Below are 24,906 nucleotides of genomic sequence, written 5' to 3'. Positions count from 1 at the left end.
TTTAAATATAGCGTTGCGGACGTTTTTTATACAAACCCGCTCGATTCTAGGAAATGACCAACAAAAAAGAAACAATAAAAAGCCGGTCACGAGGACCGGCTCCGACAAAACAGACCTGAATCACATCAATCCGGGGAAGACCCCCTTGATCCCCGCCACCATGATCTCGATGCCGAGCGACATCATGATGAGACCCATGATCCGGGTGACCACGTTGATGCCGGTGTTGCCCATCAGCTTGAACAGCAAGGGGGCGGCGCGGAAGATGAGCCAGGAGCAGAAGGCAAACACCATCACCACCAGCGACATGCCCAGCATCTGGGACCAGGTGCTCTGGCTGGCGTAGACAATAGAAGAAGAGATGGCTCCCGGGCCAGCCATCAGCGGCAGTGCCAGCGGCACCACAGCGACAGATTCCCGCGCGGCCAGTTCCCCTTTCTCCTGCTTGTTATGCTTCACCTCCCCCAGCTTGCCCTGCAGCATGGACCAGGCGATCAGGGTGATGAGAGAGCCGCCGGCGATGCGAAACGACGCCAGCGAGATGCCAAAACCGTCCAGGATCAGCTGCCCCATGTACATGGAGACCAGCAGGATGATCATCACCGCAATATTGGCTGTGGTGTTGGTCTTCATCCGCTCTTCCGGCGTTTGATGGCCGGTCAGACTGACAAAAACCGGCAGCAATCCCAACGGATTGATGATCGCGAACAAACCGATGAAAAACTTCAGATATAAAGAGACGTCAATTGCTGCCATAGGCGCCATCCAGAAGTAAGCAAGGCCACACGGGCCACCCCTATAAACCGAGCGTAAATTTACACCATGCCCTCAACCTTCACCAATCAAATAATCTCACCCTTTCCGTGGCTTTTCAGTTAGTTCCTCTAATGTATCGACAAAATTCAACACATTGATTTGTTAATAAACATTGTCGCCATTTAACACTCTGGTAAAATCGCTTCGAGTTTTATGCGGCCACGGAGTTTTGGCACAACATTTCCTCTCAGCAAACAAGGATTTTGTAATGATTGATACGGACATCAAGTTGCAATGGCACCTGGATTCGCTGCCGGCAGGCACGGTCGACCCCCTGCTCGGCTTTTTTGACCGACTGCCGCTCGATCCCTATATCCAGGGCACCTTTCGGGAGCGTCGCTATGGCCGCGTCGAGAAAGAGGGCTCACGCTTCTCCCCTCTCGACAATGGCGTCTTCTTTCAGGCCGCCGCCATCAACAAGTTCCTCGGGGATGTGCCCAGAACCTATGCCGAGCTGGACCCCGCCTTCGTCGCCCACCCCGCCTTCCAGCTGATGCTGACCCGCTTTGCCCGCCATATCCGGTTGGCGGATGGCAAGGCGATCGGCATTCACCAGATGCGGATCACCACGAGCCAGGGCGAGAGCGTGCCCCCCGCACCGGAAGGCGTCCATCAGGATGGTTTCGACTTCATCGGCGTGTTCTTTTGCGGCAGCGAGGGCGTCAGTGGCGGCGCACTTCAGCTCTATCATGGATTAAAAGAACAACCATTTTTTCAACAAGAATTAAACGCTGGTGGGTATCTGATCCTGGATGATCGTCGTTTCTATCACAATGCGGCCCCCATACTGCCCCTGGCCCCGACCCGGGGACACTGGGACGTGATAGTGCTAACTGCTTGAAAAATGGTGCGTGGCGCCCTGTTCACGCACTATTCAGCCCGCTTTTGCTCCACTCTACATTCGTGTAACATCCGGAAAACATGTATTGTGAAACAAAATTTCTTTTGTTCTTTTGTTACACATGATCCAGATCAAGTTTTTCTGAGTCAGCCCCGCTCTATAATCGACTCAGAAAGCAATTTAGTAAGGCATGTAAATACCCCCTTGTAGTGATTCTCGCCTTGACAGGGCGACTATAATTGCCGGGCATTGCCAAACTCTTACTAAACAGTTTTCAAATCATCAGGAGATAAACATGGCAGTAACCAATTTGGCTGAACTGGATGCACTGGTCGCCCGCGTCAAAGAAGCACAGCGTGAATTCGCCAGCTTCTCGCAAGAGCAGGTAGACAAGGTTTTCCGTGCCGCCGCCCTGGCCGCCAGCAATGCCCGTATCCCCCTGGCCCAGATGGCCGTGGAAGAGTCAGGCATGGGTATCATCGAAGACAAGGTTATCAAGAACCACTTCGCCTCCGAATACATCTACAACGCATACAAAGACGAGAAGACCTGCGGCGTCCTGAGCCAGGATGACGAGATGGGCACCATGATCATCGCCGAGCCGGTTGGTATCATTTGCGGTATCGTTCCGACCACCAACCCGACCGCTACCGCGATCTTCAAATCGTTGATCTCCCTGAAGACCCGCAACGCCATCATCTTCTCCCCGCACCCACGCGCCAAGAACTCCACCAATACCGCTGCCAAGCTGGTACTGGATGCCGCCGTTGCCGCCGGTGCACCGAAAGACATCATCGGCTGGATCGATCAACCGTCCGTTGAGCTGTCCAACGCGCTGATGAAACACAACGACATCAACCTGATCCTGGCCACCGGTGGCCCGGGCATGGTGAAAGCCGCTTACTCCTCCGGCAAGCCTGCCATCGGTGTAGGTGCTGGTAACGTGCCTATCGTCATCGACGAAACCGCCGATGTGAAACGTGCCGTTGCCTCCATTCTGATGTCCAAGACCTTCGACAACGGTGTGGTCTGTGCTTCCGAGCAAGCCGTCATCGTCGTTGACGCCATCTACAACCAGGTGAAAGAGCGTTTCTCCAACCACGATGGCTACATCCTGTCCAAAGATGAAGCGGACAAGGTACGTAAAGTGCTGCTGATCAACGGCGCGCTGAACGCAGATATCGTTGGCCAGCCGGCCACCAAGATCGCCGCCATGGCTGGCGTGACTGTGCCTGCCACCACCAAGATCCTGATCGGTGAAGGTCTGGAACTGTGCGCTGAAGATGAGTTCGCTCACGAGAAGCTCTCTCCGACTCTGGGTATGTTCCGTGCCAAGAACTTCGAAGAAGCCGTCGAGATGGCCTGCACCATGGTCAACATCGGTGGTATTGGTCACACCTCTGGTCTGTACACCGACCAGGATCGCAACCAGGACCGTATCAGATACTTCGGCGACAAGATGAAGACCGCCCGTATCCTGATCAACACCCCCTCCACCCAGGGTGGTATCGGTGACCTGTACAACTTCGCTCTTGCTCCTTCCCTGACCCTGGGTTGCGGCTCCTGGAGTGGTAACTCCATCTCCGAGAACGTCGGTCCCAAGCACCTGATCAACAAGAAGACAGTCGCAAAACGGGCAGAAAATATGCTGTGGCACAAACTTCCGAAATCCATCTATTTCCGTCGTGGCTCCCTGCCGATCGCCCTCGGTGATCTGGAAGGTAAAAAGCGTGCAATGGTCGTCACCGACCGCTTCCTGTTCAACAACGGCTATGCCGACGACGTGGTTCGTCTGCTCAAGAAGCTGAACATGGAAGTGGAAGTATTCTACGAAGTAGAAGCTGACCCGACTCTGTCCATCGTCCGCAAGGGCGCCGAGATGGCGAACTCCTTCAAGCCTGATGTCATCATCGCGCTGGGTGGTGGTTCACCCATGGATGCGGCCAAGATCATGTGGGTCATGTACGAGCACCCGGATACTGCGTTCGAAGACCTGGCCATGCGCTTCATGGACATCCGCAAGCGTATCTACAAGTTCCCGAAAATGGGTGTGAAGGCCGAACTGGTCTGTATCACCACCACGTCCGGTACCGGTTCTGAAGTCACCCCGTTTGCGGTCGTGACCGACGACGCCACCGGCATGAAGTACCCGCTGGCCGACTACGAGCTGACCCCGAACATGGCCATCGTCGATGCCAACCTGGTCATGAACATGCCCAAGTCCCTGTGCGCCTTCGGTGGTGTGGATGCGGTCACTCACGCCATGGAAGCCTACGTTTCCGTACTGGCCAACGAGTACTCCGACGGTCAGGCGCTGCAAGCCCTGAAACTGCTGAAAGAGTACCTGCCGTCCAGCTACCAGAACGGTGCCAACGACCCGGTTGCTCGTGAGAAAGTACACAACGCGGCCACCATCGCCGGTATCGCGTTCGCCAACGCCTTCCTGGGTGTGTGCCACTCCATGGCGCACAAACTGGGTGCTGAATTCCACATTCCGCACGGTCTGGCCAACGCCCTGCTGATCAGCAACGTGATCCGCTACAACGCCAACGACAACCCGACCAAGCAGACTGCGTTCTCCCAGTACGACCGTCCGCAAGCTCGCCGTCGTTATGCGGAAGTGGCTGACCACCTGGGCCTGAGCGCTGCCGGTGACCGTACCGCAGCCAAGATCGAGAAGCTGCTTACCTGGCTGGACGAGCTGAAAGCCACTCTGGGCATCCCGGCCTCCATCCGTGAAGCCGGCGTGAACGAAGCCGACTTCCTGGCCAAGGTTGACCAGCTGGCGCTGGAAGCCTTCGATGACCAGTGCACCGGCGCCAACCCGCGCTACCCGCTGATCACCGAGCTCAAAGCCATACTGATGGACACCTACTACGGCCGCCCCTTTACTGAGGAAGCCCGAGTAGCAACCAAGGTGGAAGCCAAGGTTGAGACCAAGGTGGACAACAAGAAAAAATCCAAGGCCTGATAATCGGACTTGAAGTAGAGAGCCCGCGCACATGCGCGGGCTTTTTTGTTTGTCTATCTCTCTAATTTTGCTAGCTTGTTGGTAGGCATTCATGAAATGCGAGTTAGCACATGGCGCTGATACAAGCCTCGATAGAGCAGTTACGGATCGGCCACTACATCCATCTCCCCACGGGATGGACCAGTCACCCTTTTATGTTCAATGCCTTCAAGATCAAGGATCAGCAGCAACTCGACATCATTCGCCATCTCGACCTCAATCTGTTGATGGTGGATCCGGACAAGAGCGACCTGCCCATAGAGCCCATCTTGCGCGGCGATATTCCCTCCGCCGGCCCCGATCTGTCGATCATCGACGAGGTCATAGACACGGGCCCGACCCCCTTCGACGAGAAAGCCTTCCGCCGCTCCCTGCGCGCCGCCGACAAGGCCTTTGGTCAATCCATGTCCGAGCTGCGCGATGCGCTGGGGGCCCTCAACCTCAAGCCTGACGAGGGGCTGGCCAACACGGCGCAGATAGTGCGCAACGCCGCCGCCCGCATCAGTGAGCATGAGGGGCCGCTCGGCCTGCATCTCATTCGCAGCCCGCACACCGACATCCTGCTGCAGCACAGCCTGAACGTGGCCTTCATCGCCATGCTGATGGCCCGGGAACTCGGCATGAACCCCATCGAGATCGAGGAGACGGGACTGGCAGGCCTGGTACACGATATCGGAGAGCTGAAGATCCCGAGCCAGATCACCCAGAAACGGGGGGATCTCAACAAGTCAGAGCAGAACTTTCTCAAAATGCATCCCCAGTACGGGCTGGAGATGCTGACCCAGTTGCAGGCATTTGAGCCCAAGATCCGCCAGGTGGCCCATCTGCACCACGAGCGGCTCGATGGCAGCGGCTTTCCCCTCGGCATCAAGGGCGGCGAGATCCCGCCACTGGCACGGATCATCGGACTGGTGGACTACTATGACGAGCTGCTGCACCCGCGCAGCAGCGCGACCCCGGCCGCACCGAGCCAGGCCATCAGCCAGCTCTACAAGCTGTCCCAGAAGAAGTTCGATCAGGATCTGGTCAAGCTGCTGATAAAGGTCCTGGGTGTCTATCCCCCCGGTTCCCTGGTGCAGCTCTCCGACGACTCCGTGGCGCTGGTGCTCTCCACCGAGCCCACCATGCCCCTCAAACCCAAGGTGCTGCCCTACATCAAGGCACAGCGACCGGAAGGGGTGGCCATGCTGGATCTGCGGGAGGATGAGCGCACCATCAAGTCATTTATCAAGCAAGAAGACCTGGATGAGGGACAGCGGCTGTTTTTCAACCTGACCCGGCGCTTCTGTTACTATTTTGCCTTCTGAGTTATCCCCAGAAGCTGGGGATAACTCATTGGACAAACCTGAATAATTGTCCAATTACCCTCAAAACGGTCCACTGCCGACCATGGATAAAAAACGCCCAGCCAGGGGGCTGGGCGGAGCATGCCACCTCCGTGTGGCGTATCCAGCGGATACATTCATGCTCCATCCAGCAATACCAACCCTTGGGCGATTACACAAATATCAATTTAACATGCTGATTTGATATGGTTTTATGGCGCGTTTCTGGCAAACTTCGCCCGCAATCGAGCGCACGTCGCTCACAGAACAAGATCCTGATCACACTTATTCATGGCTGCCGCTTTTTTCGGCTCGGACTCTGAGGAACGTTTTTTATGCAGTTGGTCCTCTCTCTGCTTCAACAGATGAGCGTCAGTCTGGTGATCGCCTATCTCTTCTCCAAGAGTCCGCTGCTGCGCCCCCTGGCCAACTACTCCGTCAGACTTCCTCACAAGATACTGATATACATCATTTTTTCTTGTTTTTGCATCCTGGGTACCTACGTGGGGCTGGATATCGACGATGCCATCGCCAATACCCGGGCCGTCGGGGCCGTGCTGGGGGGACTGCTGGGGGGGCCGCTGGTGGGATTTCTGGTGGGACTGACCGGTGGTGTGCACCGCTACAGCCTGGGGGGATTCACCGATCTGGCCTGCGCCATCTCGACCACCTGCGAGGGGCTGCTGGGTGGGCTGGTGCACTGGCGCCTGATGCGCTCTGGCAGAATGAACGCCCTGTTCGAACCCAGGATCGCCTTCTTCACCACCCTCTACGCCGAGATATTGCAGATGATCATCATACTGCTGGTGGCGACCCCGTTCGATCAGTCCCTGCTGCTGGTGCGCACCATAGCCACCCCCATGATCCTGGCCAACTCCTGCGGCGCGGCCCTGTTCATCAGCATGATCCGCGATCAGCAGCAGATGTATGAGAAGTTCTCCCGGGTCTTCTCCGCCAAGGCGCTCACCATCGCCAATCGTACCGTCGGCATCATGAGCCAGGGCTTCACCCCCGAGGCCAGCAACAAGATTGCCCACATCATTCAGGAAGAGACGGGGGTCGGCGCCGTCGCCATCACGGATACCGACAAGATCCTCGCCTTCATCGGCACCGGAGAAGATCACCACAAGCCGGGTACCCCCATCACCTCGGCCATCACCCTGCGGGCCATCGCCCGCAACAAGGTGCTGTTTGCCGATGGCAACAGCCAGCCCTACCGCTGCAGCATCTCGCCCCAGTGCCAGCTGGGCTCGGTGCTGGTGATCCCGCTGCACGGCGACGAGGGGGTGATCGGCACCATCAAGCTGTATGAACCCAAGAAGCGCTTGTTCCTCAAGATCAACCACACCCTGGGGGAAGGGATAGCCAACCTGCTGTCACAGCAGTTGCTGACCGGCCGGCTGGAACAGCAGCAGCGCCTGCTGGTGCAATCCGAGCTCAAACTCATCCAGGCCCAGATCAACCCCCATTTCCTGTTCAATACCCTCAACACCATCAGCGCCATCACCCGACGGGAGCCCGAGCGGGCACGTCAGCTGCTGCTGCACCTCTCCTTGTTCTTTCGCAAGAACCTCAAGCGCCAGAGCGGGTTGGCCAGCCTGCAGGAGGAGCAGGAGCACTGCCAATCCTATCTCGAGATAGAGCTGGCCCGCTTTGGCGATCGGCTGACCGTGATAAACGATATCCCGCCCCATCTGGCTGGCCTGACACTGCCGAGTTTTACCCTGCAACCCCTCATCGAGAATGCCATCAAGCACGGCATCTCCACCCTGCTGGAGCAGGGCCGTATCCGTCTTTATGCCGAAGAGAGCCAGGAGAGCGTGACCATCTGCGTGGAGGACAATGCCGGCACCTGGCAGGAGGGACCGGCGGGGGATGGGCTCGGCATGACCATAGTGGATCGGCGCCTCAAGAGCGCCTTCGGCAGCCGGTATGGCATCCGCGTCAGCTGCGAACCCGAATGCTGGACCCGGGTCGCGTTCACCCTGCCCAGGGAGGCGTTATGACAAGAAATCCCCCCTCGCCCCTGATGATCCGCCCGGCCGACCCCTTGCATTCCCATTCCGCGCCGTTCACGCACCATCACGATGTTCAGGAGAGCGCATGATCCGCACACTCATAGTCGATGACGAACCCTATGCCCGCGAGGAGCTGGCCCAGCACCTGGCGGGCGATCCCGACATCGAGATCCTGGGGCTGGCGGCCAACGCCATCGAGGCGCTTCCTCTGATCCAGCGGCTCAAACCGGACGTGGTGTTCCTCGATATCCAGATGCCCAAGCTGAGCGGCATGGCGCTGGTGGCCATGCTCGATCCCCTGCCCCGCATCGTGTTTGTCACCGCCTTCGACGACTACGCCATTCAGGCATTCGAGGAGAACGCCTTCGACTACCTGCTCAAACCGGTGGAGCCGGCCCGCCTCGCCAAGACGCTGGCTCGCCTCAAGCAGGATCTCACCCCGCAGCCCATCGCCTCGCTGGCGCCGGCCATCCGCCACATTCCCGGCTATCTGCACAACCGGGTGCGGCTGCTGCCCATCGAGCAGGTGGAGTACGCCTTCTCCGATCTCGGCGGGGTACACGTCGCCTGCCAGGGCGAGCTGTTTCACACCCAGCTCACCCTGAAATCATTGGAGGAGAAGACGCCCCTGCTGCGCTGCCACCGCCAATATCTGGTGGCGCCGGGGGCCATCTTCGAGATCCAGCTGCTGGAAAACCAGCTGGCGGAGATAGTGACGCCAAGCGATGCCCGGTTGCCGGTCAGCCGGCGTTACCTCAAGGAGCTCAAAGACGAACTGGGGCTCGAATAACGGCGCGGGATTGTGCGCGGGATCACAGCCGGCGACCGCTCGGGTCGCCATGGCGCCGCTCGCCACGTTTCACCTGCCCTTCGGGGGCCCCCCCTCTAGACTCGCTACGCACACCATAAAATAACAATGATGGAGCGTAACAATGATCTGGTTCTTCCTCTGTGTCGGCTTGCTGATCGCCGGCTACTTTATCTACGGCAAGTTCATCGAGCGGATATTCGGCCCGAAACCCGAGCGCGCCACCCCCGCCATCACCATGGCTGACGGGGTGGACTATGTGCCCATGTCGGACAAGAAAGTCTACCTGGTGCAACTGCTCAACATCGCCGGCGTCGGCCCCATCTTCGGCCCCATACTGGGTGCCCTCTACGGCCCGGTCGCCATGCTCTGGATCGTGTTCGGCTGCATCTTCGCCGGTGCGGTACACGACTACTTCTCCGGCATGCTGTCGGTGCGCGCCAAGGGCGCCTCGGTGCCGACCGTGGTCGGCGAGCACCTGGGCACAGCCGCCAGACACTTCATGAACCTGTTCGCCGTGGTGCTCTTGATGCTGGTGGGCGTGGTGTTCGTGCTGAGCCCGGCGGGCCTCTTGGCCAACCTCACCTCCATCGATCTGGTCTACTGGATAGTGGCCATCTTTGCCTACTACATACTCGCCACCATAGTGCCCATCGACAAGATCATCGGCCGTTTCTACCCCATCTTCGGCGCCCTGCTGGTATTCATGTCGGTCGGCCTCATCATAGGGCTCATCGTCTCCGGCAAGGGCTTCTACAACACGGGGATGGATTTCTCCAACCTGCACCCGACCGAGCTGCCGCTCTGGCCGCTCTTGTTCATCACCATCGCCTGTGGCGCCGTGTCGGGTTTTCACGCCACCCAGTCCCCGCTGATGGCCCGCTGCATGCAAAACGAGAAGTCCGGCCGCTTCATCTTCTACGGCGCCATGATAGGTGAAGGGGTCATCGCCCTCATCTGGTGCACCCTGGGGCTCTCCTTCTACGACAGCACGGAAGCGCTCAACGCCACCATGGCCAACGGCGGGCCGGCGGCCGTGGTGCACGAAGTCTCCACCAGCCTGCTCGGCACGGTCGGCGGCATACTGGCCATTCTCGGCGTGGTGATCCTGCCCATCACCTCCGGTGATACGGCGTTTCGCAGTGCCCGCCTGATCGTGGCCGACTTCCTGCACCTGACCCAGAAACCCATGGCCAAACGCCTGCTGATCGCCGTGCCCATGTTCATCCTCGGCTTCCTCATCTCCAAGGCGGAATTTGGCATCATCTGGCGCTATTTTGGCTGGGCCAACCAGACCACAGCCGTCATCATGCTATGGACTGCGGCGGCCTATCTGGCCAAAGAGGGCAAGCTGCACTGGGTCTGCACCATTCCCGCCATCTTCATGACAGCCGTGGTGTTCACCTATCTCGCCAACGCCCCCATAGGTTTCGGGCTGGAGATGGGCATCTCCACCATCATAGGCCTCACCTGCACCCTGGTGACGACGGTGGCCTTCCTGGTGAAATTCAGACCGGCACTGGTGAGCAGCACCAGCGAGAGTTGATCTGCTCAAGAAATTGAAAAAGGGAGCCTCATCGGCTCCCTTTTCTCTGCTCATTTCACGCCAGTGATGCCATACTTCCCCCGTAAGTCCTTGTCATCGATACGACTTTTCGGACTGGTGACGAATGGCATACCATCATTTTTGACGACTTCAGGCTGACTTAAGCTCCGGTACAAGAATATCGCTTAAGATGCCGTGCTAAAAAACGATAAATGTGTGATTCCCAATTGCTTTATAGAAAATTGAACTCAATGATTGGTTGTACATCAAACCGCTGGAGACCCCCATGTTCCTTGATTATTTTGCCCTTGGCCTGCTCTTCTTCGTCGGGCTGGTCATGTTCTACGGGATCATAGTGATCCACGATATTCCTTATGAAATAGCCAAGCACCGCCAGCACCCCCATCAGGACGCCATTCACGTGGCGGGATGGGTCAGTCTGTTTACCCTGCACGTACTCTGGCCCTTCCTCTGGATCTGGGCCACCCTCTATCGCCCCGAGCGGGGATGGGGCTTCAACCAGCGCCTGCAGCAGGATGAGGACGAGATACAACTGCTCAAGCAGGAACTCGCCGATCTCAAGACGCGCATCAATACCATCGAACAGACTGAACAACAGGGATAACTCATGGACCTGCTACTGATCCTGACCTACACGGCACTGTGCGTGGCCGTGTTCAAGATTTTCCGCATTCCTCTCAACAAATGGACAGTGCCCACGGCGGCGCTAGGCGGCGTGCTCATCATAGGTACCCTGATCATATTGATGAACTACAACCACCCCTACTCTGAGATGGCGCGCAACTACTATATCTCCACCCCGATAGTGCCGCTGGTGAAGGGTCGCGTGGTCGAGGTGCCGGTCAAGCCGAACCAGAAGGTGAAACAGGGGGATGTGCTGTTTCGTATCGAGGCAGACCCCTTCGAGCAACAGGTTGCCAGCCTGCAGGCGCGGCTCCAGTCCAATCAGGATCACGTCAAATCCATCCAGGCCAGGCTGAGATCCGCCAAGCTGGATCTCGGCCGCTCCCAGGAGCTGGTGCGCCGTGGCGTCGGCAAGCAACGGGATCTCGACGTGAGCCAGGCCAATGTCGACGATCTGGTCTCCCAGCTGGATCAGCAGCAAGCCCTGTTCAACGATGTGCAGGCCCAGCTTAAGAAGGCCCAGTATGACCTGGAGCAGACAGTGGTGCGCGCCCCCTCGGACGGCTTCGTGCTGCAACTGGCGCTGCGTCCCGGCATGATTGCCACCCCCTACCTCTACCGTCCCGTCATGACCTTCGTGCACCAGAGCGAGAACTACTATGTGGGCTGGTTCTGGCAAAACAGCATGCAGCGTCTGGCCATCGGCGATGAGGCCGAGGTGGTGATAGACGGCATCCCGGGCAAGATCTTCAAGGGAGAAGTGACCATAGTGGTGCCCGCCATCGCCGCCGGGAACGTGCAGGCCAATATGGGGCTGCTGGATCAGAGTACGGCCCAGCGCCCGGGCCGCCTGCCGGTCACCATCAAGATCACCGATCCCGAGTGGCCCAAATATCAGGTGATCGCCGGTGCCAGCGGCCAGGCTGCCATCTATACCCAGCATTTCCACCACGTCTCAGTGATGCGCAAAGTGCTGCTGCGCATGGCGAGCTGGATGAACTACGTCTTCCCCTTCCATTAATCAACGCAAGAGTCCCAGCGGGCCGGCATCATGCCGGCCCGCTGTTTTTGTGGCCCCAAGATCCCTATAATGGCGCCATCCTGCACCACAGCCGTTCCCCATGTTCGTTCTCAGACCCTATCAAACCGACGCCGTAAATGCCGTGATCAGCCACTTTCGCCAGCACCCGGATCCCGCCGTGGTGGTGCTGCCCACTGGCGCCGGCAAGAGCCTGGTGATCGCCGAGCTGGCCCGCAAGGCCCGTGGCCGCGTGCTGGTGCTGGCTCACGTCAAGGAGCTGGTGGAGCAGAACCACGCCAAGTACGAGGCCTGGGATCTCAAGGCGGACATCTTCGCCGCCGGGCTCGATCGCAAGGAGGCGAGCGCCCAGGTGGTGTTCGGCTCGGTGCAGTCGGTGGCCCGCAATCTGGCCGCCTTCGATGGTGCCTTCTCGCTGCTCATCATAGACGAGTGTCATCGAGTGTCGCTTGAGGATGACAGCCAGTACCATCAGGTGATCGACCATCTCAAGGCCGCCAACCCGGCCCTCAAGATCCTCGGCCTCACCGCCACCCCGTACCGGCTGGGCCTTGGCTGGATTTACCGGCGCCACTACCACGGCATGGTCAAGAGCCACGGGGAGCGGCTGTTTAGCGACTGCGTGTTCGAGCTGCCCCTGCGCTTCATGGTGAAAAACGGCTATTTGACGCCGCCCCGTCTCGTCGATGCCCCCATAGTCCACTACGACTTCAGCAAGCTGGTGCCGCGCGAAAACGGCCTGTTCAGCGAGGCGGATCTCAACGGCGAGCTCAAACGCCAGCAGAGGGTCACCCCCCACATCCTGAGCCAGGTGCTGGAGTACGCCGCCGATCGGCAAGGGGTGATGATATTCGCCGCTACCGTCGAGCATGCCCGCGAGATCCACGGCCTGCTCGGCGCCAAAGGAGAGAAGGCAGCCCTGATCACGGGCGAGACGCCGGGGCCGGAGCGCGATGCCCTTATCAGCGCCTTCAAGGCGCGCGAGCTCAAGTTTCTGGTCAACGTGGCCGTGCTCACCACCGGCTTTGACGCCCCCCACGTGGATCTCATCGTCATGCTGCGCCCCACCGAGTCGGTCTCCCTCTATCAGCAGATCGTCGGCCGCGGCCTGCGCCTCTCGCCGGGCAAGGCCGATTGTCTGGTGCTCGATTATGCGGGCAACAACTTCAATCTGTTTGCTCCCGAGGTGGGGGAGCCCAGACCCCACGCTGGCACAGAGCCGGTGCAGGTGCCCTGTCCCGCCTGCGGCTTTGCCAACACCTTCTGGGGCAAGACCGACGAGGATGGCAAGGTGATCGAGCACTACGGTCGCCGCTGTCAGGGCTTGTTTGAAGATGACGAGGGCAACCGCGAGGAGTGCGACTATCGCTTTCGGTCAAAAATCTGCCCCGCCTGCGGCGCCGAAAATGACATCGCCGCCCGCCGCTGCCAGAGCTGCGATCAGCTGCTGGTGGATCCGGACGACAAACTCAAGGAGGCGCTCAATCTCAAGGATTGCATGGTCATTCGCTGCGCCGGCCTCACCCTGGCTGCGGGTCGTGGCAAACAAGGGGAACGGCTGGAGGTGACCTATCACGACGAGGACGGACTCACCCTGGTGGAGTACTTCGGCTTTCACTCCCAGGGCGCACGGCGCTTGTTTCAACAGGTCTTTGTGCGTCATCATTGGCCCGCCCCGGGCCTGGAGCCCGAATTTGCCACTCTGGCGAGCGTACTGGCCGCATCAAGCCAGTTTCGTCACCCGGATTTTGTCATCGCCCGCAAGTCGGGTCGCTTTTGGCAGGTGAAAGAGAAAATTTTTGATTATGACGGCCGGTATCGCACCGCCAACGCCTCTGGCTAGAGGCAGGCACTGCGGTCGGCCGGTGAAAGAGAGAATTGTTTGTTATCAGGGTCGGTATCGCACTGCCGACACCCTTCGTCAAGTTAGAGGATTCTATGCAGCGGCTGTTGATTGGTTTTTGTGCTCTGTTTTCCATGGTGGCTCAGGCTGCCCCGCTGACCCCACCCAAGGGGGGCCAGTACGCCATCATAGTACAGGGCAATGGCGGGGTGGAGTTTGCCCGCCACGCCGATGACATGATAGCGCCCGCCTCCACCATGAAGGTGCTGACCGCGCTGGCCGCCCGCCTCGAGCTCGGCGCCGACTTCCGCTTCGCCACCGACATCCAGGCCCAGCCTGGCGCCAAGCAGGGTGACGCCATCAAGGGCGACATCTGGATCAACTTCGTCGGCGATCCCACCCTGTCACGGATGGATCTGCTGGCCCTGTTCAAGCAGCTCGGGGTCAACCGCATCCAGGGCAACGTCTACGTCAACACAGGCGCCTACAACGGCTATGAGCGCGGCAACGGCTGGTCGTGGGGGGATCAGACTCTCTGCTTCGCCGCCCCCGTCTCCTCCGTCATCATCGACAAGAACTGCGCCTATGGCACCATCACGGCCACCCAGATTGGCAAACCCGCCACCGGCAACGTGGCCACAGGCGTGCCCATCGGCATCGGCGCCGACAACGTGGAAGTGATGAGCTATGGCGACATGGCCCGCCAGTTCTGCGCCCTGGAAGTGGACATGGCCAAGGGCAACTTCTACGAGCTCAAGGGCTGCATCACCCCGAACAAGGAGCCGCAGGGTCTGCGTTTTGCCATTCACGACGTGGAAGCCTGGGGCTGGGACAACATTCGCTGGGCCATGGACAGAGCCGGCATCAAGCATGAGGGACTGCTGCGAGTGACCCACAAGGCACCGGAGGGGGCCGAGACCCTGGGCACCCACTATTCGGTCTCATTGCCCATCATGCTCTCCAAGATGCTCAAAAAATCCGACAACCTCTACGCCGACACCTTCCTGAAGACGGTGGGCCGCCACTACTACAACAAGCCGGGCAGCTATCGCAGCGGCACCATGGCGGTGCGCGCCATCCTGATCAAGAACGGTATCGATCTGGGCAACGCCACCCTGGCCGATGGCTCGGGTCTCTCGGCCCACAACCTCATCAGCGCCCGCCAGATGCTGTCTGTGCTCACCTTCATCCAGAAAAATGATGCCGAACTCGGCTTCATCAAGCTGCTGCCCAGCTCTCAGGTGGATGGCACCCTGGCCTGGCGGCGCAGCGTCACCGCCCCCATGATGAAAAACAAGGTGCATGCCAAGACAGGGACCATCACGGGCACCTCCAACCTGGCCGGCTTCATCGATACCGCCGGGGGGCAGCGCAAGGCCTTCGTGATGTTCCAGCGCGGCCTGTCGCAGGATCCCGCCACCCACGAGCGCTACCGTGCCAGCAAGGCTGTCTGGCCCTGGACAGTGTTCGAAAAGGGCGTGCTGGAGAGCATCTACCAGCAACAACCCATCCAGATCATCGAGCAGTAATGTGGGGAGCCACGTTGCCAGCAAGGTGGCTTATCGGATATGGCGAACGGCCGTATCGACAATTTCCACTTTGACTAGCCACGAGGCGGGGCTATGCTGTGCCCTGCTTCATATCAACGGAGAGAGAACATGTTTGCAGTGATTTTTGGTCGTCCCGGTTGCCCCTATTGTGTCCGTGCCAAGCAGATCGCCGAGCAGCTGGTTGAGCAGCGTGACGATTTCAAATTCCGCTACGTGGACATCCACGCCGAAGGCATCACCAAGGAAGATCTGGCCAAGAGCGCCGGCAAGCCGGTCAACACAGTGCCGCAAATCTTCCTGGACGAGCAGCACATCGGTGGCTGCACCGATTTCGAAGCCTATGCCAAAGAGAACCTGGGTCTCTACCAGTAAGCTCCCCCGCATGGAAAAAAGGCGCCTGATGGCGCCTTTTTTTATGGTGCAAACCGCCGCTCAGCCAGCTGTCGGGGTGAAGCGGCTCACCACCTGCCCCTGATGCTCGATCCACTCCATGAACATGGCCACAGGGCGGGCATAGACGGCTCCATCCTGCTCGGATTGATAGATCACCAGCTGCTCCTGGGTTTCGGTGTGCAGGGCCAGGGTGAGTACCTGATAATGGCCTCCCTTGAAGTGGCGATAACGGCCGGGCGCGGGTGCGTGCATGGAGATACCTCGACAGATGATGAAAATGGGCCCGGCGACGATGTGCCAAGGCCCCGCAAGGGGGACAGGCCACGATTTTTTACGCAAGCCAATCGTGCCATTGGATGCGAATATTTCAACACAGTCGGGTAGCTTTGTTAATCAGCCCCTCATCTTTCACTGGTGAACCTCGGTTCACACAAACGATCGTGCTGAATTTAACGTTTCAGCAACCCTGTTTTAGGGCTAAAAATCAGGGAATTCTACTAAAAAGAAGATTGTTCTAGCATTCAATTCTGTGAAGAATAGGGGAAAAGAAATTTGATACTAAAAATCGCCTTTTTCGCCAACGCGTCCCCACGGGGAAGGAAGCACACTCACCATGTTCACTATCGACAAGTCGCACAAGCTCGACGATGTCTGCTATGACATCCGCGGCCCGGTGCATAAAGAAGCTCGCCGTCTCGAAGACGAAGGCCACCGCATCATCAAGCTCAACATCGGCAACCCGGCCCCGTTCGGCTTCGATGCGCCGGAAGAGATCATCAAGGATGTGATCCTCAACATGCCGCTGAGCCAGGGCTACTGCGACTCCAAGGGGCTCTTCTCGGCCCGCAAGGCGGTGATGCAGTACTACCAGCAAAAAGGGATGCGCAAGGTCGACATCGACGACATCTACATCGGCAATGGCGCCAGCGAACTAATCGTCATGGCCATGCAGGCGCTGCTCAACAACGGCGACGAGATGCTGGTGCCCTCCCCCGACTATCCGCTCTGGACCGCCGCCGTCACCCTCTCCGGTGGCCATGCGGTGCACTACCGCTGCGACGAAGGGGCCGACTGGTATCCGGATCTCGACGACATCCGCGCCCGCATCACACCGCGCACCCGCGGCCTGGTGCTGATCAACCCCAACAACCCGACCGGCGCCGTCTACGGCAGCGAGTTCCTGCTGGAGGTGATCGAGATAGCCCGCCAGCACAACCTCATCATCTTCGCCGACGAGATCTACGACAAGATCCTCTACGACGACATCTCCCACACCAGCGTCTGCACCCTGTGCGACGATGTGATGGTGGTGACCTTCAACGGCCTCTCCAAGGCCTACCGCGCCTGCGGCTTCCGCCAGGGCTGGATGGTCATCACCGGGCCCAAGGGACGCGCCAAGGGGTACATCGAGGGGCTGGAGATGCTGGCCTCCATGCGACTGTGTGCCAACGTGCCGATGCAGCACGCCATCCAGACCGCGCTCGGTGGCTACCAGAGCATCAACGAGCTGATCCTGCCGGGCGGCCGCCTGCGCAAGCAGCGGGACAAGGCATGGGAGCTCTTGAACGAGATCCCCGGCGTCTCCTGCGTCAAGCCCAAGGGGGCGCTCTACATGTTCCCGCGCCTGGATCCCAAGGTGTACGACATTCGCGACGACCAGAAGATGGTGTTCGACCTGTTGCAGCAAGAGAAACTGCTGCTGGTGCAGGGCACAGGCTTCAACTGGCCGGCGCCGGATCACTTCCGGCTGGTGTTCCTGCCCCGTGAAGAGGAGCTGGAAGAGGCCATAGGCCGTCTCGCCCGCTTCCTCAAGGGCTACAAGCAGTAAGCACGGCTCATGAAAAAGGCTCCCTCGGGAGCCTTTTTGCTGTCTGTCGTTTGGTACTTAAGCCATCAGCCATGCAACAGGGTTCCCGCCACCAGCACCGCCATGGTGATGAGGGCCACCCCGACGATGAAGGGCAGCACCCAGCGCACGAAGCGATCGTAGGGGATCCTAGCCAGCGCCAGCCCCGCCACCAGATGGGCGGCGGTGGGAGCGAACAGGTTGATCCAGCCGGAGGCGGATTGATAGGCGGTGATCACCAGATCCCGGGAGATGCCGGAGAAGTCCGCCAGTGGCCCCATCAGCGGCATGGAGACGGTCGCCAGCCCCGAGGTGGAGGGAATAAAAAAGCTCAGAATGATGTGCACCAGATAGGCCATCAGGATGAAGACCGACGAGGATAGGCCGGTCACCAGCCCTTCGGCCCAGTGCAAGATGGTGTCTATGATGACCCCTTGCTCCATCACCACATAGATGCCGCGCGCCACCGCCACCACCAGCGCCACCCCGATGAGATCCCGAGCCCCGCTCAGGAAGGTCGCGACGTAGTTGGACTCAGGCATGCGGTTGATCAGCGCGATCAGGATGGAGGCGCTGAAGAACAGGGTGGAGAGCTCGTCAAACCACCAGCCAAGGGTTGGCAGAAAATCGATCCCCAGATCCGACCAGGGCACCACCGCATAGATCATCAGCAGGAAGGTGCCAAAGAATACCAGCATGGTGAGCTTCTGCTTGCCGGTGAAGGCCGAGTCGCTGCGCTTCATCTGGGAGAATTCGTCGTCATATTGGATGTCGGCCAGCACGGAGCGGGACTTGTCCTGCTGCACCTGCTTGGCATAACGCATCACGAACCAGGAGGCGAAGATCACCAGCAGCAGCCACTGGATGACCCGCAGGCCTATCCCCTCGCCGATGGGAATGCCGGCAAAGCCGGAGGCGATGCCGGTGGCAAAGGGGTTGACGGTGGAGGCAAGCACACCGACGCCGGAGCCAAGCAGTATGATCCCCGCCGCCACCATGCGATCGAAGCCCGCCGCCATCATGACAGGCACGATCAGCGCCCAGAAGGCCACCGTCTCCTCCGCCATGCCGAAGGTGGAGCCGCCGAGGGCGAACAGGGCGATCAGCACGGGGATCAGCAGCCGCTCGCGGCCGGCGAAGGCGCGCACTATTGCCCCCACCCCGGCATCCAGCGCCCCGCTCTGCATGGTCACCGCCAGAAAGCCGCCTATGATGAGCACGAACAGCGCCACGTCGGCCGCCTTGTGGAAGCCCTGGATGGGGGCCTTGAGCACCTCGAACACCCCCTGCGGGTGGGAGGGCAGCTCGGTGTAGCTGCCGGGCACAGGCAGCAATCGCTCATCGCCGCTGTAGTCGGCCACGGCCGCCGCCGCGACAGGCTGCTGGGTCTTGGCCGTCACATAGTTGTATTTGCCCGCCGGCAGCACCCAGGTGAGAGCAGCCATCAGGGCGATGATGATGAAAAGCAGGGTATAGACAGTGGGGAGTTGGCGCTTCTTGGGCGCCTCGTTTGGAGTGGTCATAGCTTCCGTTCCTCGGCAATGCCGTCTGTGATCCGATCAGCGCAAGACTAGCGGGTTTGATATGGGAAAAAGGTGATCGCGGATAATAAAATTCCGCAACTTAGCGGAGTTTTTGATAAAAAAACAGGGCCCCGCGGGGCCCTGTTTTCACTTGAGTCAGGATCAGAGCTCGACCACGTCGAATTTCACGTCCGGGTTCACATCCGCCTCGTAATCCACCTCAGCCAGACCGAAACCGAACAGGCGCAGGAACTCCTGCTTGTAGCCGGTGTAGTCGGTCAACTCGGAGAGGTTCTCGGTAGTGATGGAAGGCCAGAGATCGCGGCAGGTCTGCTGCACGTCTTCACGCAGTTCCCAGTCGTCCATGCGGATGCGGGCCTGCTCGTCCAGCGCCAGCTCCTCGCCATAGAGGCGGGTGCGCATCATGCGATAGACCTGCTCCATGCAACCTTCGTGAATCCCCTTCTCCTTCATGATCTTGAAGGCCATGGAGATGTAGAGCGGCATCACAGGAATGGCAGAAGAGGCCTGGGTCACCACGGATTTGAGCACGGCCACGTGAGCGGTGCCGCCCTTGGCAGCCAAATCGCCACGGATGGCGGTGGCGGCGCGGTCCAGATCTTCCTTGGCGCGGCCCAGGGTGCCATGCCAGTAGATGGGCCAGGTCAGGTCGGTGCCGATATAGGAGTAAGCCACGGACTTGGCGCCGTCAGCCAGCACGCCCGCATCACGCAGGGCAGCCATCCACAGTTCCCAATCCTGGCCGCCCATGACGGTGATGGTGTTCTGGATCTCTTCCTCGTTCGCCGGCTCGACGGTGGCTGTGATGATCTGATCCTTGTTGGTATCGATGGCGGTGGTGGTGTAGGTCTCGCCGATGGGTTTCAGGGCAGAGCGCACCACTTCACCTGTCTCCGGCATCTTACGTACCGGCGAGGCCAGGGAGTAGACCACCAGATCGATCTGGCCCAGATCGGCCTTGATGAGCTCGATGACCTTGGCGCGGCACTCGTTGGAGAAGGCATCGCCGTTGACGCTTTTCGCATACAGACCCGCCTCTTTGGCAGCCTTGTCGAAGGCGGCGGAGTTGTACCAGCCCGCAGTCGCCGTCTTGGTTTCGCTGCCGGCTTTCTCGAAGAAGACGCCTATGGTGGCAGCGCCGCTACCGAAGGCAGTGGCAATCCGGGAAGCCAGACCATAACCGGTGGAAGCGCCGATCACCAGCACCCGCTTGGGGCCATTGGCAATCATGCCCTGCTCCTGGGTGTAAGCGATCTGGCGACGAACATTGGCCTCACAGCCAACCGGGTGAGTGGTGGTGCAGATAAAGCCGCGAACCTTGGGTTTGATAATCATATGGGGGTCTCGGATCCGTTAAATGGATGAAATCGGGGCATAAGATACCTCATCTTGCCGCCCTAGCCCCCCCCCCCCCCCTAGGGTGCTCTGATGTGTTGAACTGCGGGGAAAACGAACAGATTCACGGTATCCGCACCGTCAAAACCGGGCCGGCGCCAGGGGAATGACGGTTGGAAAAGCCTGGGCATGAGGCCGGTGCTGGCCGCACACCCGAGTATGGCCCCCCGGGGGCAGCCAGAATAAATAAAATAAAAACAGATAATTACCCCCATATCTGCGCGATTGGCCAAATATTCTGTACTAGAATTCAGCCGGTCGACTATTGTCACGAGAAGTCTCACAAGGGTCTCAACGAGGAGTTCCACCATGTTTTGGAAACGTGCAAACGACAATGAGAAACGTGAGCAAGAGGCTGCACTGGCGGAACTGGGCGCCTTCGAGCATGCCATTCAGTCCCGGGTGCCCTATTGTAGCCCGCCGCGAAAAATGAAAAATCTTTCTGCCTAAAACGAAAAACCGTGCCCTTGGTACTTTTATCAAACTTGGTGGCACAGGAATCGCCGAGTTTGATAAGCCCGTTAAACCGGTATTAAACCTCTATCTCATAGGTCGGTAAGTCAGGCGCCTCTCCTGCCAGCCCCCCTCCCCTGTAAAACGCCTTCTTGCCGATGGCCACCCCAACGCCGCGCACTGTGATGGTGCCCCCCGCCAACGTATCCAAGGTGGTAGTGGTACTGGTCATGGCTGTCACGGTACCGACCAGCAACGGGTCGGCACCGGGTACCAGTTCCAGGAATCGCTTGAACAGGTTCATACAAATCGCTCCACGCTCAGTCGCTGGCGCACCGTCATGGCCTTGTTCTGCAGCTCAGCAGAGACCCTGACGCCCCGGTTGTAGCCCTTCCAGCCATCCATCGCGAGTAGTGCGCCCGGCATAATAAGACCCGTATCGTCCGAGAGCGGCAGCTCAATGGTCTGGGTGCGCTTGGGCATGGTCTTGGCCAGCCCCACCACACCCTGAGCGCGGGCCGCAGCCACATCGCACACCAGCGGATGGGTGATGCTCTGGGCCAGTTGCTCGCCCGCAGTACCTTGACGCACTACCCGCGCACTGATGCCCTGATGGCCACCGCTGACCCAGATACCATTGGCCGCCTGCCCCGGCTGGAAGTCACTGCCCAGGGTGGTGATGATGGCGCGGGGGATGGCCACATCGGCCAGCGCCGTCTCAAGCTGCCAGGGCACGGTGGGATAGCGCGGCTTGATGACCAGGTGCTGATTGCGCTGATGCGGCAGCACAAAGCCCCCAGCCGCCTCGGCCAGGTACTTGACCGCCTCGATCGGGGTCTGGTTATCCAGGCTGAAAAATCCGGCTGGTACCAGCCAATCCGCCGCCTGCCACTCCAGTGTCCAGCCAAACGGCAGCACAGCTGCTGCCAGCTGGGCCATGGTGGCCGCCGCATTCGCGCTCACCGCTTGCGCCAGCACATGGGTCGGCGACAGATAAGCGGCTCGAGAGCGGCCGGTCAGAGTGGCCGACTCGCGGGCAAAGCTCTGGCTCGACTGCCAGCCATCGCACACGCACTCCCACTGCTGTCCGTTGATGTGGATGCTCACCTCTTCCTCATCGGTCAGGGCCGCCGTCGCGATGCGCGGGATCTGGGCGCTGAACTGCCATGCCCAGGAATCGGTATCGAGCTCGATGCTTAACGAGGTGGCCGGGATATCGAGCCCATCGCGCACCCGCACAATGCTTGCTGTGTTACTCACCAGATAAACCCTCCGGGTTGGGATAACGATGCGGGCATCTTGCCCATACCAGACGAACTCCAGCGAGGCATCGCCACGCTTGCGGCCGAAGACTAGCCCTTTGGTGCGCTTGTCCGGGCGCTCGGGGATGATCGGCGGCTTTGGATCAGGACTGGTGCCACGGTCCGGCTGCTTGGCCTCCTCCCACCGGTCAAGCCAGCGCCAGTGCTGCGGGCGACCATGGCTCAACGGCTGGCCGCTGGCCTTGCCCAGCTTGCCCCCTTCCTGCCACTGGTCGGCCTGCCATACCTGGTCAAAGCGCGGCGGGTTGCGATACCCGCTCACCTGCCAGCTATCGACCGGCGCGGCCTCGACCCACAGCGCCCGGGTGACGGCGTGACCCGGCGGCAAGTTGTCGAACGGCTGGCCATGGGCCATACCCACCGCCACGGCCTCCTCAAACACCCCCTTATTCAGCTCATAGCGCTGGGGCATGACCTCCCCAAGCTCAACCACAGCGGATGCCTGCGGCGCGGCTTCCTGCCAGTCAGCGGCGCAGCTGGAACGCTCAATGGCCGGCTGCTGCCAGTCACTGGCCACCCCACTGCTCACCAGCGCAGCCCGGTCCCAATCGCCGGCACTGGCATGGCTCGGCCCCCTGAACACGTTCACGTCATAGCCGGCGTCGAAGTCGTGGATCGCGGCCTGGGTGGTCATCGCCATGACGCACTCGATAACTATGGTGCCCCGGATCTCGGCCACGGCGGCCGGTGACGGCGCCGCCAAGGTGGCGGGATAGATCAGACCAGCATCGGCGGACAGCGCCGGGGCGGTGGTCTGCCCCTGCACCACGGATGGCAACACCAGCCCGGGCGAACAGGCCAGCACGGGCGGCAGCGGGTGGCCATTGAGCACCGCCTCATAGCGCACCACCATGGCCTGGTTAAGCTCCAGGTTGCCATTGTTCTGGCGCGCCTTGCGCAGCTCAAGGGAGGCGTCCTTTCTGGCCATAGGTGGCTCCGGTTAAGGTTCGGTGATGGTGGCGGTGTTGATGCGCACCAGGGCGCCGGCAAACAGCTCGTCGGTGGGGATCTCCAGATCTGCTCCGCTGGCCGGCGGCCCCACATCGAGATCCGCCACAAAGTCGCCGTCCCGGTTGGTAAAACGCCCCCAGTTGGGAGCGCCGTTACCGGTGGCCATCTGCTCGGCCAGCGGTTTGAGGGTCAGCACCCCGCCCGTCACCGACTGGGCGCAAGGGTTGGGGAACTGGAGCGTGACCAGCAGCTGCTGGCTGGTGATGGCCGCACCGGGTGCCGGCCGTGGCCCGGTGTAGACCTTGAAGGTGGCAGGGCCTGCGCTGCCGGTGTCGATGGCCGTGGCCAGCACCTGGGCGCGGGCAGTGCGCACCGTATCGCTGAACTTGAGCATGCGGCGCTCCTTGGGTTATTAGCGAAATTGGACAGGAACAACACTGCCATCTGTTGGGTAGGGGAGCGGCGCCTGGTAGTCAGCCGCCACGGCGTTGTAATCGGCTGGGCCAAACGCTGGGTCATCCTGGGCGACCAGCATGTAACGCTTGTTCAGCCACAGCAGGTCAAACTGATAGACGCCATCTGAGGCGCGGCTATAGGTCTCGCCGATCAGTTCACCGTCCTGGTTGAAGCAGAGCACCCGCCGTCTGACCCCCTCCCCGTCGATGGTCACCTTGTTGCGGATGTAACCCTGCTCCACGTTGCGCACCCCATCCCGGATCCAGTAATAATCCCGCCCCTTGAGCAGGGGGAGCGAGGTGACGTTCTGGATATTGATGGGGCCAGGATATAACGGTGGGGTGCCACGCCATGCCACATCCTGCGGCTGGAACAGGCTGCGCGGCTCTGGATTGGCAGGGAGCGCGGTCATTTTTTGCAACTTCACGTCATAGGGCTGATTGAACAGGTCGGAGCGAGCCAGTCGCTCGGCGGCAGTCAGTTCACGATTGTAAAAAGCAACGTGGGCCATGGATGCAGAACTGCCAAAGCTGCCATTACGGGAAAAAAGGTGGACAGGCAGCGTCCCCTGATTGCCCTGTATTCCATTCCCCGTTGCCGCAGTAGCCTCCAGTAAGGCGATACCATTTTGGTAAATCTTGGTGAAGCCAAGGGCGCTGGTAAAAATCATATGGGCAAAGCGGCCTTGGCTAGCACGGCCATTTGCGGCGGCCGTGCTGGCCCCCAACGCGAATTGGTAGGAAGACAGCGGCATCCCCATTGCTGAGCCTGCGCTTTGCAGGCCCCAGTTCTGGTTATCTGCCCCCCGTTCGGCGATCACCAGGTTGGCATCTTCCTGATGGAAAATGATGCACTCCATGGTGAAGGTTCGGCCCTTGTACTCTGCCCTATCCGGGATCGCCACCAGAGCAGCGCTGACGCCCTGGGCCATGGCGATATCCATCCCTGCCAGTTGCGTGAGGCGCTGCCGGAATGACCCACTCTGACTGCCATGATTGGCATAGGGGGATATGTCTCGTCCCAGATTTGCCGGAGTATCCAGTGGGAAATACCCCACTGGATTGCTGGCCAAGATGAGATCCCGCAAGGCTTGGTCGCTTGCCAT

Annotated in this window: 21 protein-coding genes; 13 read left to right on the top strand and 8 right to left on the bottom strand. The window is 59.9% G+C overall.

Going from position 1 to position 24,906, the window contains the following annotated elements:
* Positions 1-120 precede the first annotated feature (120 nt).
* On the bottom strand, positions 121-756 hold the full coding sequence (locus CK910_RS14650) for a YchE family NAAT transporter (protein ID WP_005314822.1): 636 nt from the start codon (positions 754-756) through the stop codon (positions 121-123).
* A 268-nt stretch (positions 757-1,024) separates the two neighbouring features.
* On the opposite strand from CK910_RS14650, the gene CK910_RS14645 reads away from it, so the two are divergent.
* The 11 genes from CK910_RS14645 to CK910_RS14595 all read left to right on the top strand — a co-directional run bounded on the left by CK910_RS14645 (position 1,025) and on the right by CK910_RS14595 (position 15,813).
* On the top strand, positions 1,025-1,657 hold the full coding sequence (locus tag CK910_RS14645) for a 2OG-Fe dioxygenase family protein (protein ID WP_172955323.1): 633 nt from the start codon (positions 1,025-1,027) through the stop codon (positions 1,655-1,657).
* A 295-nt stretch (positions 1,658-1,952) separates the two neighbouring features.
* Complete coding sequence (adhE, locus tag CK910_RS14640) at positions 1,953-4,628, top strand: bifunctional acetaldehyde-CoA/alcohol dehydrogenase (RefSeq protein ID WP_043141234.1); 2,676 nt, start codon at positions 1,953-1,955, stop codon at positions 4,626-4,628.
* A 110-nt stretch (positions 4,629-4,738) separates the two neighbouring features.
* Positions 4,739-5,974: an HD-GYP domain-containing protein gene (locus CK910_RS14635; protein ID WP_098983806.1), complete on the top strand. Its 1,236-nt coding sequence runs from the start codon at positions 4,739-4,741 to the stop codon at positions 5,972-5,974.
* Positions 5,975-6,327: 353 nt separating this feature from the next.
* The gene (locus tag CK910_RS14630; RefSeq protein WP_098983805.1) at positions 6,328-7,998 is read left to right on the top strand and encodes a sensor histidine kinase; all 1,671 of its coding nucleotides are present in this window, start codon (positions 6,328-6,330) and stop codon (positions 7,996-7,998) included.
* Between the two features lie 97 nt (positions 7,999-8,095).
* Entirely contained in the window at positions 8,096-8,800 is a 705-nt protein-coding gene (gene btsR, locus CK910_RS14625) for a two-component system response regulator BtsR (RefSeq protein WP_098983804.1), read from the top strand.
* 142 nt (positions 8,801-8,942) lie between these two features.
* On the top strand, positions 8,943-10,364 hold the full coding sequence (locus CK910_RS14620) for a carbon starvation CstA family protein (RefSeq protein ID WP_098983803.1): 1,422 nt from the start codon (positions 8,943-8,945) through the stop codon (positions 10,362-10,364).
* A 286-nt stretch (positions 10,365-10,650) separates the two neighbouring features.
* On the top strand, positions 10,651-10,989 hold the full coding sequence (locus tag CK910_RS14615; protein WP_042869880.1) for a DUF3302 domain-containing protein: 339 nt from the start codon (positions 10,651-10,653) through the stop codon (positions 10,987-10,989).
* Positions 10,990-10,992: 3 nt separating this feature from the next.
* Positions 10,993-12,030: an HlyD family secretion protein gene (locus tag CK910_RS14610; protein WP_098983802.1), complete on the top strand. Its 1,038-nt coding sequence runs from the start codon at positions 10,993-10,995 to the stop codon at positions 12,028-12,030.
* A gap of 100 nt (positions 12,031-12,130) precedes the next feature.
* Positions 12,131-13,891, top strand: a complete 1,761-nt coding sequence (locus CK910_RS14605) for a DEAD/DEAH box helicase (RefSeq protein ID WP_098983801.1) — start codon at positions 12,131-12,133, stop codon at positions 13,889-13,891.
* 95 nt (positions 13,892-13,986) lie between these two features.
* Positions 13,987-15,420, top strand: a complete 1,434-nt coding sequence (gene dacB / locus CK910_RS14600) for a D-alanyl-D-alanine carboxypeptidase/D-alanyl-D-alanine endopeptidase (protein ID WP_098983800.1) — start codon at positions 13,987-13,989, stop codon at positions 15,418-15,420.
* Between the two features lie 129 nt (positions 15,421-15,549).
* Positions 15,550-15,813: a GrxA family glutaredoxin gene (locus CK910_RS14595; protein ID WP_010633640.1), complete on the top strand. Its 264-nt coding sequence runs from the start codon at positions 15,550-15,552 to the stop codon at positions 15,811-15,813.
* A gap of 60 nt (positions 15,814-15,873) precedes the next feature.
* Here the strand turns inward: CK910_RS14595 and CK910_RS14590 are convergent, their stop codons facing one another.
* On the bottom strand, positions 15,874-16,086 hold the full coding sequence (locus CK910_RS14590; RefSeq protein ID WP_098983799.1) for a DUF1653 domain-containing protein: 213 nt from the start codon (positions 16,084-16,086) through the stop codon (positions 15,874-15,876).
* 361 nt (positions 16,087-16,447) lie between these two features.
* Here CK910_RS14590 and CK910_RS14585 point away from each other — a divergent pair, with 361 nt between their 5' ends.
* A complete protein-coding gene (locus CK910_RS14585) occupies positions 16,448-17,662 on the top strand; it encodes a pyridoxal phosphate-dependent aminotransferase (RefSeq protein ID WP_005314784.1) in 1,215 nt (404 codons plus the stop codon).
* Between the two features lie 65 nt (positions 17,663-17,727).
* Here the strand turns inward: CK910_RS14585 and CK910_RS14580 are convergent, their stop codons facing one another.
* Both CK910_RS14580 and fabV read right to left on the bottom strand, forming a co-directional pair.
* Positions 17,728-19,203, bottom strand: a complete 1,476-nt coding sequence (locus tag CK910_RS14580; protein WP_098983798.1) for a YfcC family protein — start codon at positions 19,201-19,203, stop codon at positions 17,728-17,730.
* 162 nt (positions 19,204-19,365) lie between these two features.
* Positions 19,366-20,559, bottom strand: a complete 1,194-nt coding sequence (gene fabV, locus CK910_RS14575; protein ID WP_005314774.1) for an enoyl-ACP reductase FabV — start codon at positions 20,557-20,559, stop codon at positions 19,366-19,368.
* Positions 20,560-20,928: 369 nt separating this feature from the next.
* Here fabV and CK910_RS24120 point away from each other — a divergent pair, with 369 nt between their 5' ends.
* Positions 20,929-21,069, top strand: a complete 141-nt coding sequence (locus CK910_RS24120; protein WP_172955322.1) for a hypothetical protein — start codon at positions 20,929-20,931, stop codon at positions 21,067-21,069.
* An 82-nt stretch (positions 21,070-21,151) separates the two neighbouring features.
* On the opposite strand, the gene CK910_RS14570 is transcribed toward CK910_RS24120, so the two are convergent.
* From CK910_RS14570 to CK910_RS23800, 4 genes are read right to left on the bottom strand one after another with little or no spacing between them, the layout of a single operon-like run.
* Entirely contained in the window at positions 21,152-21,376 is a 225-nt protein-coding gene (locus CK910_RS14570; RefSeq protein WP_098983797.1) for a hypothetical protein, read from the bottom strand.
* Complete coding sequence (locus tag CK910_RS14565; protein ID WP_098983796.1) at positions 21,373-23,322, bottom strand: hypothetical protein; 1,950 nt, start codon at positions 23,320-23,322, stop codon at positions 21,373-21,375. The genes CK910_RS14570 and CK910_RS14565 overlap by 4 nt, the downstream gene beginning before the upstream one ends.
* Positions 23,323-23,334: 12 nt before the next feature.
* Positions 23,335-23,739: a hypothetical protein gene (locus CK910_RS14560; RefSeq protein ID WP_098983795.1), complete on the bottom strand. Its 405-nt coding sequence runs from the start codon at positions 23,737-23,739 to the stop codon at positions 23,335-23,337.
* A gap of 18 nt (positions 23,740-23,757) precedes the next feature.
* The gene (locus CK910_RS23800) at positions 23,758-24,906 is read right to left on the bottom strand and encodes a LamG domain-containing protein (protein WP_216640155.1); all 1,149 of its coding nucleotides are present in this window, start codon (positions 24,904-24,906) and stop codon (positions 23,758-23,760) included.

It is taken from the genome of Aeromonas sp. CA23, assembly GCF_002587065.1.
Classification (GTDB): Bacteria; Pseudomonadota; Gammaproteobacteria; order Enterobacterales; family Aeromonadaceae; genus Aeromonas; species Aeromonas bestiarum.
This window is presented reverse-complemented; position numbering and strand designations above follow the sequence as displayed.

Excerpts from the sequence above, each read along its gene's own strand:
- CK910_RS14570 (WP_098983797.1), bottom strand. The coding sequence starts at position 21,376 with ATGAACCTGTTCAAGCGATTCCTGGAACTGGTACCCGGTGCCGACCCG.
- CK910_RS14565 (WP_098983796.1), bottom strand. The coding sequence starts at position 23,322 with ATGGCCAGAAAGGACGCCTCCCTTGAGCTGCGCAAGGCGCGCCAGAAC.
- CK910_RS14635 (WP_098983806.1), top strand. The coding sequence starts at position 4,739 with ATGGCGCTGATACAAGCCTCGATAGAGCAGTTACGGATCGGCCACTAC.
- CK910_RS14605 (WP_098983801.1), top strand. The coding sequence starts at position 12,131 with ATGTTCGTTCTCAGACCCTATCAAACCGACGCCGTAAATGCCGTGATC.
- fabV (WP_005314774.1), bottom strand. The coding sequence starts at position 20,559 with ATGATTATCAAACCCAAGGTTCGCGGCTTTATCTGCACCACCACTCAC.
- CK910_RS14650 (WP_005314822.1), bottom strand. The coding sequence starts at position 756 with ATGGCAGCAATTGACGTCTCTTTATATCTGAAGTTTTTCATCGGTTTG.
- adhE (WP_043141234.1), top strand. The coding sequence starts at position 1,953 with ATGGCAGTAACCAATTTGGCTGAACTGGATGCACTGGTCGCCCGCGTC.
- CK910_RS14585 (WP_005314784.1), top strand. The coding sequence starts at position 16,448 with ATGTTCACTATCGACAAGTCGCACAAGCTCGACGATGTCTGCTATGAC.
- btsR (WP_098983804.1), top strand. The coding sequence starts at position 8,096 with ATGATCCGCACACTCATAGTCGATGACGAACCCTATGCCCGCGAGGAG.
- CK910_RS14620 (WP_098983803.1), top strand. The coding sequence starts at position 8,943 with ATGATCTGGTTCTTCCTCTGTGTCGGCTTGCTGATCGCCGGCTACTTT.
- CK910_RS14590 (WP_098983799.1), bottom strand. The coding sequence starts at position 16,086 with ATGCACGCACCCGCGCCCGGCCGTTATCGCCACTTCAAGGGAGGCCAT.
- CK910_RS14630 (WP_098983805.1), top strand. The coding sequence starts at position 6,328 with ATGCAGTTGGTCCTCTCTCTGCTTCAACAGATGAGCGTCAGTCTGGTG.
- CK910_RS23800 (WP_216640155.1), bottom strand. The coding sequence starts at position 24,906 with ATGGCAAGCGACCAAGCCTTGCGGGATCTCATCTTGGCCAGCAATCCA.
- CK910_RS14645 (WP_172955323.1), top strand. The coding sequence starts at position 1,025 with ATGATTGATACGGACATCAAGTTGCAATGGCACCTGGATTCGCTGCCG.
- CK910_RS14610 (WP_098983802.1), top strand. The coding sequence starts at position 10,993 with ATGGACCTGCTACTGATCCTGACCTACACGGCACTGTGCGTGGCCGTG.
- CK910_RS24120 (WP_172955322.1), top strand. The coding sequence starts at position 20,929 with ATGTTTTGGAAACGTGCAAACGACAATGAGAAACGTGAGCAAGAGGCT.
- CK910_RS14615 (WP_042869880.1), top strand. The coding sequence starts at position 10,651 with ATGTTCCTTGATTATTTTGCCCTTGGCCTGCTCTTCTTCGTCGGGCTG.
- CK910_RS14580 (WP_098983798.1), bottom strand. The coding sequence starts at position 19,203 with ATGACCACTCCAAACGAGGCGCCCAAGAAGCGCCAACTCCCCACTGTC.
- CK910_RS14560 (WP_098983795.1), bottom strand. The coding sequence starts at position 23,739 with ATGCTCAAGTTCAGCGATACGGTGCGCACTGCCCGCGCCCAGGTGCTG.
- dacB (WP_098983800.1), top strand. The coding sequence starts at position 13,987 with ATGCAGCGGCTGTTGATTGGTTTTTGTGCTCTGTTTTCCATGGTGGCT.
- CK910_RS14595 (WP_010633640.1), top strand. The coding sequence starts at position 15,550 with ATGTTTGCAGTGATTTTTGGTCGTCCCGGTTGCCCCTATTGTGTCCGT.